This is a genomic window from Streptomyces rapamycinicus NRRL 5491, assembly GCF_024298965.1.
In the GTDB taxonomy this organism is placed as follows: Bacteria; Actinomycetota; Actinomycetes; order Streptomycetales; family Streptomycetaceae; genus Streptomyces; species Streptomyces rapamycinicus.
The window spans coordinates 10,393,490-10,405,860 of the sequence record NZ_CP085193.1 but is presented as its reverse complement, the minus strand read 5'-3'; the positions used below and the strand labels follow the sequence as shown (position 1 = coordinate 10,405,860).

Below are 12,371 nucleotides of genomic sequence, written 5' to 3'. Positions count from 1 at the left end.
TCTCCATCACCTTCGGCTCCGCCGTCCTCAACCTCGCGGTCCCCAGCGGAACCACCGGCGTACACCGAACACTGCCAGGCCCGTCCAGGCCAGCGCGAGGAGCGCCGCCCGGAGCTGGTCCACCCCGTCCAGGCCGCCCGTCCAGCCGCCCCTCAGCAGGTCCATCACCGGCGAGAACGGCAGCCAGGCGGCGATGTCGGCCATCATGTCCGGCATCACCTCACGCGGCGCGTAGACCCCGGAGGCGGCCATGGTCAGCAGCAGGAAGGGCAGGAACGTCAGCTGTGCGCTCTCCGCGGTCCGGGTGAACGCCGCCGTCAGCGCTCCCGCGGCCACCAGCATCGCCACGCCGACGAGCAGGCCGAACACCGCCAGATGTGGAGCGGCCGGCGCGTCCGCGTCCAGGAACACGGTCATCCCGATCGCCAGCAGCACGGACTGCACGAGCGCCAGCAGGAACGCCGGGAGGGCGTTGCCGACGAGGATCTCCCAGTCGCGCACCTCACCGGTGCGCAGCCGCTTCAGTACGAGGGTCTCGCGGCGCAGCACATACACGCCGACCAGGTTCGTGTAGACGGAGAAGAACAGCGCCATCGCCAGCGCGGCGGGCAGCATGACGGTGGCCACCGAAAGGCCGGTGCCACCGAGGTCCAGCCCCTTGACCACGCCGCGCATCGCGAAGGCCATGATGCTCGGCAGGATCACGGCGGTGACCAGGGACGCCTTGCTGCGTACCAGCAGCGTCAGCTCGGCGCGGCCGAGGGCGGCGAGGCGGTCCATGGCGGTGACCCGGGTGGGCGTGGCCGCGTGTGTGCGTCCCGTACGGGCTGCTGACGTCGTCATCGTGTGCCCTCGCTCTCCAGGCCCTTCGCGATCTCCATGAACGCCTCCTCCAGCGTGGCCGACCGGGCGTCGAACCCGCTCAGCGCCACGTCCTTGTCCCGGGCCCACAGCAGCAGCGCCGTCGCCGTGCGCTGGAGATCGGCGGTCTCCAGCTTGACCGTCCGCCCGGCGTTCTCCTGCCTGGTCACCCCCAGCGGTGCCAGCGGTGGCAGATCGCCGAGGAAGTAGTCCAGGGGCAGCTCGAAGCTCATCCGCGAGGGCCGCTCGGCGACCACGTCCGCGACCCGCCCCGAGGTGGCGATCCGCCCGGCGTGCATGATCGCCAGCCGGTCGGCCAGCTGCTCCGCCTCCTCCAGGTAGTGGGTGGTGAGCAGCACGGTCGTGCCCTGCTCCTTGAGCTCCCGGATCAGCTCCCAGGTCTCGTGGCGGGACTGCGCGTCCAGGCCGGTCGTCGGCTCGTCCAGGAACAGCACCTCGGGCCGCCCCAGCAGGGCCAGGGCGAGATCGAGGCGGCGGCGCTCGCCACCGGAGAGCTGCTTGACCCGCACCGCCCGCCGCTGGGTCAGCCGGGTCAGCTCCAGGGCCTCGGGCACGGGGCGGGCGCCGCTGGTGCACCCCGCCCACATGCGCGCGGTCTCGGTGACCGTGAGTTCGGTCGGGAAGCCGCCCTCCTGGAGCATCACCCCGATCCGGGGACGGACGGCGGCGCGGTCGCGGTACGGGTCGCCGCCCAGCACCCGAACGGTCCCGGAGGTGGGGGTGGCCTGCCCCTCCAGGACCTCGAGAGTGGAGGTCTTACCGGCCCCGTTGGTCCCCAGGAGCGCGAAGAGCTCGCCACGGGCGACCGTGAGATCGATGCCGCGCACGGCCTCGAATCCCTTGTAGTGCCGCCGCAAGTCGGCGGTTTCGATGACGGTGTCCATGCCTTCCAGGTTTCCGGCACGGCGGGGCCGTGAGGAGTGCGGCATGTCATGAGTCCGCATGACAGATGTCATGCGGACTCACGAGATGACGTCAGGCGGACTCATGACATGGCGTCAGAGGCCGCGGACGGCGTCGGTGAGCGCCTGGTCGAGGATGGCGACGCCGCGGGCGATCTCGTCGTCGCTCGCGGTCAGCGGGGGCGCGATCCGGAAGGTGCCGCCCATGCCGGGCAACTGGACGATGTTCATGTGCAGCCCGAGCTCGAAGCAGCGCCGGGTGACGGCCGCGCCCAGCCGGTCGGCGCCGCCGGCGCCCAGCACCTGGTCGCCGACCAGCTCCATCCCCAGCAGCAGCCCGCGGCCGCGGACGTCCCCGACGACGTCGTGGCGGGTGGCGAGCTCATGGAGCTGACCGCGCAGGGCCGTGCCCAGTTCGCGCGCACGCTTGTCGAGGTGGTCGCGGACCAGGACGTCGAGGACGGTGTTGCCGACGGCGGCCGGCAGCGGGTCGCTCGCATGGGTGGTGAAGAACAGGAACCCCCGGTCGTACGCCTGCTGCTCGATCTCCGGGCTGGTCAGCACGGCGGCCAGCGGCAGCCCGGCGCCGAGCGTCTTGGACAGCGTGAGGATGTCCGGCACGACGCCCTCGTGCTCGAAGGCGTACCAGTCGCCGGTGCGGCACAGCCCGGTCTGCGCCTCGTCGAGGATCAGCAGCATGTCCCGCTCCCGGCACTTCCGGGCCAGGGCGGCGAGATAGCCCGGCGGGAGTTCGATGACGCCGCCGGAGCTGAGGATCGGCTCGACCAGGCAGGCGGCGAGGCTGCCGACCGACTGGGCGTCGATGAGGTCGAAGCCCAGGTCGAGCTGGCGGCGCCAGTCGAGTACGCCCTCGGCGTCGACGATGTCGGGGTGGAAGCGGTCCGGTACCGGCAGCGCGAAGTTGCCCGGCGCGGCGGGTCCGTAGCCCTTGCGCCCGGCGCTGTAGGTGGCGTTCGCGGCGGCCTGGGTCATGCCGTGCCAGGACCGGGCGAACGAGACGATCTCGTGGCGGCCGGTGACGAGTTTCGCCATCCGCACCGCGGCCTCGTTCGCCTCCGCCCCGGTCGTGAGGAGCAACGCCTTCTCGAGGGGGTCGGGCAGCGTCTCGGCGAGCCGCCGGGTGAGGTCGATGACCGGGCGGCTGAGCATGCCGCTGTGCAGATGATCGAGGTGGGCGACCTGTTCGCGCACCGTGGCGACGATCTCCGGATGTGAGTGGCCGAGGATCGCGCTCATCTGGCCGGAGGTGAAGTCGAGCAGCTCGCGGCCGCTCTCGGTGAATACCGAGGTGCCCGCGGCGCGGGCGATGACCTCGGGGGTGAACGCGGCTCGGCCGGAATAGCGGATGAGGTGGCGCTCCATGGCGCCACCGGCTGTCTCGGGATCCATACGAACGACGTTAGGGATGCGCCACTGCGCGCGTCCATCGCACAGATCCGACCGTTCTGTTCGCCAGAACCGGACAATGGGCCCGTAGAATCGCCCCCATGCTCAACTCGGGTCGGCTACGGCTGCTCAGCCTGCTGGAAACCCTGGGCACCGTCCGCGCGGTCGCGGAGACGCTGCACCTGAGCGCGTCGACGGTGTCCCAGCAACTTGCGGTCCTGGAGACCGAGACCCGGTGCCGGCTGATCGAGCGGACCGGGCGGCGGGTGCGGCTGACCCCGGCCGGACTGCTGCTGGCCCGCCGGGGCCGGGAGATCCTGGACCAGATGGCGGAGGCCGAGGCCGAGCTGCACGCCCTGAACGACGAGCCCATCGGCACCGTACGGCTCGGGGCGTTCCAGAGCGCGATCTACACCTTCGCGGTCCCGGCGGCGACCCGCCTGGCCACCACCCACCCGCGGCTGCACCTCGAACTGATCGAGCTGGAGCCGCACGAGGGCGGACCGGCCCTCCGCTCGGGCGAGGCGGACGTCATCGTCACCACCACCGACTACGTCGGCCTCTCCTGGGGCGCGGACCTCGAGGTCATCCCGCTGGGAACCGACCCGATCGTGCTGGTGCTGCCGCGCGACCACCCGCTCACCAGCCGTACGACGGTGAACCTCGCGGCGTGCGCGGAGGAGACCTGGGCGTGTGACCGACCGCAGTCGTACATGGCTGACCTGACCGTACGGCTGTGCCGGGAGTCGGGGTTCGAACCCCGGGTGGCCTGCCGGTTCAGCAACTATCTGATGCTGCTGCGACACGTCGAGTCGGGCCGGTCGATCACCCTGCTGCCCGCGCTCGCCATCACCCCGGACCACGCGGTCGCCACCCGCGAGCTCAGCACACCGGTGCACCGCAACATCACCATCGCGGTGCGGCGCGGCACGACGCAGCGCGCCGCGGTGAACGCGGTCGTGGCGGCCCTGCGCGACCACCCCGAGATCCCGGCCCTGTCCGCCCCGGACCGCCTGTCCGCCCCGAACCAGCGGAACCAGCCCCCTGTCCGGGACCGCTGACAGCCGGGCGCGAGGCGCCGTTGCGCTCTCGCCTTCGTGGTATTTTCAGGGCCGCCGTGCGCTGCCGCGAACCGAGGAGGTGGGACCGATCAACACTGTGACAGGTCGGGCCTCCTTCTCCCGCATGGCCTAGGGAGTGCCCGTATCAGGCATCCCGAAAGGCTTGCGACGCAATGCGCTTCATCTCTGAAACGTCGTCCGACGGTGTCCGCGAACAGCTCTTCACCCTCGGTGAGATACCCGGCGTGCTGTGGACGCCGGAAGGCGCCACCGGTGCCCGTCCCCTGATCCTGCTGGGGCACGGCGGCGGTCAGCACAAGAAGGCCCCGGACATCCTCGCCCTTGCACACCGCTTCGTGGCCGAGTGCGGTTTCACGGCGGTGGCGGTCGACGTGCCCGGACACGGTGACCGGCCACCGCATGAGGAGTACAGCCGGATCGCCGCCGAGAACCAGGCGCGTGTGGAGGCCGGAGCGGAACTGGCCCCGCTCATCGCCGAGTTCCAGGCGCTCGTGGCCCGCCGGACCGTTCCGGAATGGCAGGCGGTCCTGGACGCGGTGCGGCGACTCGATCACGTCGGCACCGGTCCGGTGGGCTACTGGGGGATCTCGCTGGGCTGCGGCCTCGGCGTTCCGTTCGTCGCCGCCGAACCCCGGGTCCGCGCCGCGGTGCTGGGCCTGGGCGGGGCGGCGGCCTCGGCCGAGGCCGCCGCCCGGATCACCGTCCCGGTGGAGTTCCTGGTGCAGTGGGACGATGAGCGGGTGCCGCGTGACCAGAGCCTGGCGCTCTTCGACGCCCTGGCCTCGGCCGAGAAGACACTGCACGCCAACCCCGGCGCACACGCGGAGAGCCCGGCCTTCGAGCTGGACAGCACGCTGAGGTTCTTCGCCCGGCATCTCGCCTGAGACCTCCGGCGCCTTGGGGCGGACCCGCCTCAGACGAGCCGCGCGTACTCGCGGAACTCCCAGTCGGTGACGTACCGCTGGAACCTGGCCAGTTCGTCCCGTTTGAAGGTGAGGAAGGCGTCGACGAAGGGTTTGCCGAGCGCATCGGTGAGCTGGTCGTCGCCTTCCAGGGCGTCGAGTGCCCGGCCGAGGTCGGTCGGCAGCGGGGTGGCGGTGCCCCTGTCGCGGCCCTCGCCGGTCATCGGTGCCGGGGGCTCCTCGGCGGCGGCGATGCCCAGATGGGCGGCGGCGAGCAGACCGGCGATGGCGAGGTAGGGGTTGGCGGTGGCGTCGCCGAGACGGGCCTCCAGGCGGGCGGCGCCACCGCGCTCGGGCGGGACGCGCACCAGGGCGTTGCGGTTGTCCAGGCCCCAGTTGACCAGCCAGGGGGCCGTGGTGTCCGGGCCGAAGCGCTTGTACGAGTTGACGGTGGGGTTGAGCAGCGCGGAGAGCGCGGGGGCGTGGGCGAGCACTCCCGCCAGGGCGTGGCGCGCCGGGGCGGACAGCCCGTACGGCTCCCGGGGCGCGTCGAAGACGTTGCGCCCCTCCGCGTCCACGAGGGACAGATGGACATGGCACCCCGAGCCGCCTCCGTCGTTGAACGGCTTGGCCATGAACGTGGCCAACCTGCCCTCCGCATGGGCGAGTTCCTTGATCGCCGCCTTGAAGCGAAAGGCCCGGTCGGCGGCGTCCAGCGCCTCCGAGTGGCTGAGGTTGATCTCGAACTGACCGCTGTCGAACTCCCGGTTGCCGCCGCTGACGTCGAGCCCGAGCGCGTGCAGCGCCCGGAGGGTGCGCAGGAGGTGCCCGTCGGGATCGCTCTTGCGGCCGGTCGTGTAGACATGGCCGGGGGCGGGGGCGTAGCGCCGCCAGCCGACGGGCGAGTCCGGGTCCGGGTCGAGCAGGACGTACTCCAGTTCCGGCCCCACGACCGCGGTCAGATCCGCGTCGAGCAGCCGGCCGATGACCTGACGCAGCAGGTCCCGCGGCGATTCGGGCACGGGCAGCCCGGTGGCCGGGTCCCGGACGTCGCCGATGCACCAGGCCACGCCCGGCTCCCACGGCAGGGCGACGAGCGTGGTCAGGTCGGGGCGGACCAGGAAGTCCGGCATACCGGCTTCGAGGCCGCCGGGGATGTACGAGTGATCGCCGAGCGCCGCGGTGTGGTAGACGGCCCGGCTGAAGGCGAGGCCGTGGCCGACCGCGTGCGGCAGATGGTGCAGCAGGATGTCCCGGCCGCGGTCGGAGCCCATCATGTCGGGATAGGCGACGCGTACGACGTCGATGCCCTCGGCCGCGAGCGCCTCGGTCCTCCGGTGGACCCGGTCGGCTGTCTCGGCGCTCAATGGTCGCTCCCTGGAAGTGGGCCGGACGGTGTGCTCCGTTCTGGCCCCGTGCCCTGTCCCGGCCCACGGGGGTGCCGGAATTATTTGATGCCAAACGAGAGGGCCACACGATACGAGGCGGCCGGGCCGTCCACAAGGTCTGTCGCGATACGGCCCGGACGCGGCCACCCGCGGACCGGAACACGGCCGCCACCCGGCCCCGGGTGACGGCTCCCACCCGGCCCCGGGCGGGGGCCGTCGCCCGGCCCCGGCACCGCCGTCGCCCGGCACCCGGCGCGCCCGGGGCTACATTTGAGCGCGAACGAATCACCCCGGCGGCCCAGGCCGCCCGAAGCCGAGGAGGATCCACCGTGCCCGGGCGCCGCCGATCCATCGCCGAGACCGAACAGGCCGTCCAGGAACGACTGGGCGGCTTCGAGTTGCAGCGCGAACAGATGGCCGCCGTCGCCAATATCCACCGCGCCGCCGCGGCCGTCCGCCAGCACCTGGAGAACTCCGCGCTCCGCCCGCACGATCTGACCTGGACCGGCTTCGTGGTGCTGTGGGTGCTGTGGATCTGGGGCGAGGCCGAGACCTGGTCGGTCGCGGAGGAGGCGGGCATCTCCAAGGGGACGCTGACGGGAATCGCGCGCACCCTGGAGTCGCGTCACCTCGTGGCCCGCGCGTCCCACCCGGAGGACGGGCGGCGCGTACTGCTCTCGCTCACCCCCGAGGGCGAGGAGCTCATGGAGCGCCTCTTCCCCGCGTTCAACGCCGAAGAGGCGTTCGTCGCCACGCCGCTGAGCGCCGAGGAGTGCCTGCGGCTCGCCAACGGGCTGCGCGCGATCGTGGCCCAGTTGGAGGAGCACGGCGAGGAGCGCCGACGGCAACTGCTCGACGGAAGGGATCTCGCGCCACGACGTTCGGGCCGCCGCTCCCGCCAGTGACCGCGCCCCGGACACCCCCCGGAGCAGCTCCCCCAGGGCCCCGGCCACCGGGGTGACCTTGACCCCGCCCCGCAGCACCCCTAGCTTGTTTGGGGTCAAACAAAATGGAGGACCGGGACATGCCCCAACGGCCGGACACAGCTGTGAGCGAGGCACGGATCGCCGGTGTCGCCGTCGACACCCGGCACTGGATCGGCGGCCGGCGCGTGGCGTCCACCGCCACCTTCCTCGATGTCTCGCCGATCGACGGCTCCACCCTCGCCCGGATCGCCCGCGGCGGCGCCGACGAGGCCGAGGCCGCCGTGGCCGCCGCCAAGGCCGCCTTCCCCGGCTGGGCCGCCACTCCCCCGGCCGGGCGCGCCCGCGTCCTCCACGCCATCGCCGACGGCATTGAGGAGCGCATCGAAGAGCTGGCGATCGTCGAGACCACCGACAACGGCGCGCTTCTGCGCTCGCACCGCCGGGGTGTCATACCGCGCGCCGCCCGCAACTTCCGCTTCTTCGCGGACTGGCTGCTGTCGCTGGGCCACGAGGACTTCAGCACGCACACCGGCGGCCCCACCGACCCCGGCCACACCAATCACATCAGCTGGGACCCCGCGGGCCCCTGTGTGCTGATCACGCCGTGGAACGCCCCACTGATGCTGGCCACCTGGAAGGTCGCCCCGGCCCTGGCCGCCGGGAACACGGTGATCCTCAAGCCCGCGGAGTGGTCTCCGCTGACCGCCTCGCTGCTGGCGGACATCGCCGCCGAGGCGGGGCTGCCGCCCGGTGTCCTCAATGTCGTCCAGGGCTATGGCTCCGAGATCGGCGACGACCTCACCTCCCACCCGGACGTCCGCCGGATCAGTTTCACCGGCTCGGTGCCGACCGCCCGGCGCATCGCCGCCTCGGCCGCCCGGAACCTGACCCCGCTCAGCCTCGAACTCGGCGGCAAGTCCCCGCTGCTGGTCTTCGCGGACGCGGATCCGGAGCTGGCAGTCGAGCTGGCCGTTGAGCAGTTCGACAACGCCGGGCAGGTGTGTCTGGCCGCCACCCGCCTCCTCGTCGAGGAGTCCATCGCGGACGAGTTCACCGACCGCTTCATGCGGAAGGCCGCCCGGCTGACACAGGGCGATCCGCGTGCGGACGCCACCGACATCGGGCCGACCATCCACCCCCGCCAGGTCGAGAGGGTCGACGGTTTCGTACGGCGGGCGATCGCGGCCGGTGCCCGCGTGGTCTTCGGCGGCGGCTCCCACACCCGGCTCGGCGGTCTGTACTACCGGCCCACCCTCCTCACCGACGTCGCCCAGGACTCGGAGATCGTGCAGGAGGAGGTCTTCGGCCCGGTACTGACGCTGCAGACCTTCGCGGACGAGGCGGAGGCGATCCACCTCGCCAACGACACCCGCTACGGGCTGGCCGCCACCGTGGCCACCGGCGACCACCGGCGTGCCGAACGCGTCACCGCCCAGCTGGTGGCGGGCACGGTCTGGGTCAACTGCTTCTTCGTACGCGATCTGCGGGCGCCCTTCGGCGGCTCCCGGCTCTCCGGCGTCGGCCGCGAGGGCGGCACCTGGAGCTTCGACTTCTACTGCGATCTGAAGAACCGCGTGACCGCCCCGAAGGGATTCAGCGACCATGGGTGAGATCGTCGGGGCGGGTCTGCTCGCCCATGTCCCCACCATCGTGCTCCCCGAGGAGACCCGGCGCGAGCTCAACGAGGGCAAGGAGATCACCCTGGTCACCGGCCTCCGGCAGCTCCGCGAGGACGTCTTCGGGCGCGACGGCTACGACACCGTCGTCGTCCTGGACTCCCACTGGGCCACCACGGTCGAGTTCGTCGTGACGGCCCACTCGCGGCGCGCGGGGCTGTTCACCTCCGACGAGCTGCCACGGGGCATGTGCCGGATGCCGTACGACTTCCCCGGTGACCCCGAACTCGCCCACTCGGTAGTCCAGTTCGCCGAGGCACACGGCACCTTCATCACCCCGGTCGACGACCCCTTCCTGCCGATCCACTACGCCACCGTCAACCTCTGGAAGTTCCTGGGCGAGGGGCTGCCCGGCAAGCGGTGGATGACGATCGGGGTGTGCCAGACCGGCGACATGGAGGACCACTTCCGGCTGGGCCGGGCGCTCGCCGACGGCATCGCCGCCACGCCCGGCCGCCGTGTGCTCCTGATCGCCTCCGGCGCCCTCTCGCACACCTTCTGGCCGCTGCGCGAGATCCGGGACCACGAGGCCAGCGACCCGCGCCATGTCTTCACCCCCCGGGCGAGGGCGGCCGACGAGGAGCGCATCGCCTGGTTCAAGGAGGGCCGCCACGACAAGGTCCTCGACACCATGGACGAGTTCTGGACCCACCAGCCCGAGGCGAAGTTCTCCCACTATCTGATGATGGCCGGCGCCCTCGGCGAGCGGGGGTGCGTGGCCCCGGCCCGCCAGTACGGCGCGTACGAGAACTCCGTCGGCACCGGCCAGGCCCACCTCTGGTTCGACCGCCCGGCCGACGGCTGGACCGGCACCGGCTCGGCCGCGCCCGCCACCGCACCGCACCGCCCCGTCTGAGGAGAGCCGACATGCCCGAGTACCGCCGCGTCCTCCTCGACGGGGCCGTCGTGGAGACCGTCCGCGAGGGCGACGAACTCGTCACCGGCGACGGCCGCCGCGTCGCGATCCACGAGGCACACCATCTGCCTCCCGTGGTCCCCTCCAAGGTGATCGCAGTCCACCTCAACCACCGCAGCCGCGTAGCCGAGTTCCAGGTCCGGCTCCCCGCCGCCCCCACCTACTTCCACAAGCCGACCTCGGCCCTCAACTCCCACCGGGGCGCCGTCGTCCGCCCCGAGGGCTGCAAGTGGCTCAACTACGAGGGCGAGGTGGCCATCGTCATCGGGAAGACGGCGCGGAACATCGCGCCCGGCCAGGCGGCGGAGCACATCGCCGGTTACACGGTCGCCAACGACTACGGGCTGCATGACTTCCGGGACACCGACGCCGGTTCGATGCTCCGTGTGAAGGGGTCCGACACCCTGTGCCCGCTGGGGCCGGGGCTGGTCACCGACTGGGACTTCCGCGGCAAATACCTGCGCACCTACGTCAACGGCCGGCCGGCGCAGGACGGGTCCACCGACGAGATGGAGTGGGACATGCACTATCTCGTCGCCGACATCGCCCGCACCATCACCCTCCGCCCCGGTGATGTGCTGCTCTCCGGGACGCCCGCCAACTCCCGCCCCGTACAGCCGGGTGATGTCGTGGAGGTGGAGGTGGAGGGCCTGGGGCGGCTCAGCAACCACATCGTCACGGGTCCGACCCCGATCCGCGGCGATGTCGGAGCACAGCCCACCGAGTCGGAGGAAGTCCTGTCCACCGCCCTCGGCGGAGACTGGGAGTTCCGCGGCATCCGCCCGCCCAAGCGGCCCTGACCTCACCAGCGGCCCTGACCCCACAGCGGCCCCTGACCGCACAGCGCCCCCTGACCGCACCGCCAGCCCCGACCGCCCCAGCAGCCCTGGACAAACCTCCGGCCCGACCAAGGAGTGGACCACATGGATCTGAAAGCCTGGCTCGCCACGGCCGTGGCGTCGAACGCCGACTGGGTGAAGAGCTTCGGCCCCTACCAGGCCCATCCGGCGCTGGCGGTCGACGACGCCCGGTTCGCCGCCGCGTTCGAGGTCTTCACCGAGCGGCTCAAGGACAACTACCCCTTCTTCCACCCCCGTTACGCGGGCCAGATGCTCAAGCCACCGCATCCGGCGGCCGTCGTGGGCTACCTCACGGCGATGCTGATCAATCCCAACAACCACGCTCTGGACGGCGGCCCGGCCACCGCCGAGATGGAGCGGGAGGCCGTCCAGCAGCTCGCCACGATGTTCGGCTACGACACCCACCTCGGCCATCTGACCACCAGCGGCACCATCGCCAACCTCGAGGCGCTCTTCGTGGCCCGCGAACTGCACCCCGGCAAGGGCGTGGCCTACAGCACCGAGGCCCATTACACCCATGGCCGGATGTGCCGTGTGCTGGGGGTGGAGGGCCATCCGGTCCCGGTGGACGACCTGGGGCGGATGGATCTCGACGCGCTGGAGCGGGTCCTGCGGACCGGCCGCGTCGGCACCGTCGTGCTCACCGCGGGCACCACCGGGCTCGGAGCCGTCGAACCGATCCACGAGGCGCTTGCGCTGCGCGAACGCTACGGCGTGCGCATCCACGTCGACGCCGCCTACGGTGGCTTCTTCACCCTGCTGGCCGGGGCACCGGGACCGGAGGGCCTGCCCGAGGAGCCGTGGCGGGCCATCGCCGAGGCGGATTCCATCGTCGTGGACCCGCACAAGCACGGCCTCCAGCCGTACGGCTGCGGCGCCGTCCTGTTCCGCGATCCCTCGGTGGGCCGGTTCTATCTGCACGACTCGCCGTACACGTACTTCACCTCCGAGGAGCTGCACCTCGGGGAGATCAGCCTGGAGTGTTCCCGCGCGGGCGCGGCGGCCGCCGCGCTGTGGCTCACCTTCCAGCTGATACCGCCCACGCGGGAGGGGCTGGGGCAGTCGCTCGCGGCGGGCCGGCGGGCGGCGCTGCGCTGGGCCGAACTGATCGAGGGCTCGGCCCACCTGGAGCTGTACCAGGCCCCGGAGCTGGACATCGTCAGCTACTTCCCGGTGACCGAGGCCGCCACGCTGTCGCAGATCGACGCGGCCAGCAACCGCATCCTCCAGGAGGGGATGACGGACAGCGACCCCGTCTTCGTGAGCACGCTCCGCGTCGGCGCCGATCGCCTCACGGCCCTCCATCCGAAGCTCGTCCGGGACGCCGACGGGGCCCGCGTCCTGCGGAGCGTGCTGATGAAGCCGGAGTCCGAGGGCTATGTCGACCATCTCCACGAGCGTCTGGAGCGGCTCGCGCGTGCGTGACGCCC

The 12,371-nt window shown here is 71.8% G+C and carries 11 protein-coding genes; 7 read left to right on the top strand and 4 right to left on the bottom strand.

Annotated elements, in window-relative coordinates; genetic code table 11:
- Window positions 1-27: 27 nt before the first annotated feature.
- The 3 genes from LIV37_RS43200 to LIV37_RS43190 form a co-directional block, all read right to left on the bottom strand.
- Window positions 28-843: an ABC transporter permease gene (locus LIV37_RS43200; protein WP_020873383.1), complete on the bottom strand. Its 816-nt coding sequence runs from the start codon at window positions 841-843 to the stop codon at window positions 28-30.
- The gene (locus tag LIV37_RS43195) at window positions 840-1,766 is read right to left on the bottom strand and encodes an ABC transporter ATP-binding protein (RefSeq protein WP_020873382.1); all 927 of its coding nucleotides are present in this window, start codon (window positions 1,764-1,766) and stop codon (window positions 840-842) included. Before LIV37_RS43195 ends, LIV37_RS43200 begins: the two co-directional genes overlap by 4 nt.
- 114 nt (window positions 1,767-1,880) lie before the next feature.
- Window positions 1,881-3,194: an aspartate aminotransferase family protein gene (locus LIV37_RS43190; protein WP_020873381.1), complete on the bottom strand. Its 1,314-nt coding sequence runs from the start codon at window positions 3,192-3,194 to the stop codon at window positions 1,881-1,883.
- Between the two features lie 98 nt (window positions 3,195-3,292).
- Here LIV37_RS43190 and LIV37_RS43185 point away from each other — a divergent pair, with 98 nt between their 5' ends.
- Together LIV37_RS43185 and LIV37_RS43180 are read left to right on the top strand one after the other, a co-directional pair.
- Complete coding sequence (locus LIV37_RS43185) at window positions 3,293-4,252, top strand: LysR family transcriptional regulator (protein ID WP_020873380.1); 960 nt, start codon at window positions 3,293-3,295, stop codon at window positions 4,250-4,252.
- Between the two features lie 173 nt (window positions 4,253-4,425).
- Window positions 4,426-5,157 carry an alpha/beta hydrolase family protein gene (locus LIV37_RS43180; protein ID WP_020873379.1) on the top strand — a complete coding sequence of 244 codons (732 nt, stop codon included), beginning with the start codon at window positions 4,426-4,428 and terminating at the stop codon, window positions 5,155-5,157.
- A gap of 29 nt (window positions 5,158-5,186) precedes the next feature.
- Here LIV37_RS43180 and LIV37_RS43175 read toward each other — a convergent pair whose 3' ends face one another.
- The gene (locus tag LIV37_RS43175; RefSeq protein WP_020873378.1) at window positions 5,187-6,542 is read right to left on the bottom strand and encodes a glutamine synthetase family protein; all 1,356 of its coding nucleotides are present in this window, start codon (window positions 6,540-6,542) and stop codon (window positions 5,187-5,189) included.
- A 350-nt stretch (window positions 6,543-6,892) separates the two neighbouring features.
- Here LIV37_RS43175 and LIV37_RS43170 point away from each other — a divergent pair, with 350 nt between their 5' ends.
- The 5 genes from LIV37_RS43170 (at window position 6,893) to LIV37_RS43150 (ending at window position 12,366) form a co-directional block, all read left to right on the top strand.
- Window positions 6,893-7,468, top strand: coding sequence for a MarR family winged helix-turn-helix transcriptional regulator (locus LIV37_RS43170; RefSeq protein WP_020873377.1), 576 nt, complete (start codon window positions 6,893-6,895; stop codon window positions 7,466-7,468).
- 119 nt (window positions 7,469-7,587) lie between these two features.
- Window positions 7,588-9,099, top strand: coding sequence for an aldehyde dehydrogenase (locus LIV37_RS43165; protein WP_121823835.1), 1,512 nt, complete (start codon window positions 7,588-7,590; stop codon window positions 9,097-9,099).
- Window positions 9,092-10,021: a 3,4-dihydroxyphenylacetate 2,3-dioxygenase gene (locus tag LIV37_RS43160; RefSeq protein ID WP_020873375.1), complete on the top strand. Its 930-nt coding sequence runs from the start codon at window positions 9,092-9,094 to the stop codon at window positions 10,019-10,021. The genes LIV37_RS43165 and LIV37_RS43160 overlap by 8 nt, the downstream gene beginning before the upstream one ends.
- 11 nt (window positions 10,022-10,032) lie before the next feature.
- Entirely contained in the window at window positions 10,033-10,881 is an 849-nt protein-coding gene (locus LIV37_RS43155) for a fumarylacetoacetate hydrolase family protein (RefSeq protein WP_020873374.1), read from the top strand.
- Window positions 10,882-11,004: 123 nt separating this feature from the next.
- Window positions 11,005-12,366 (top strand): pyridoxal phosphate-dependent decarboxylase family protein, encoded by a 1,362-nt coding sequence (locus tag LIV37_RS43150; RefSeq protein ID WP_020873373.1) that lies wholly within the window; start codon window positions 11,005-11,007, stop codon window positions 12,364-12,366.
- The last annotated feature ends 5 nt before the right edge of the window (window positions 12,367-12,371 follow it).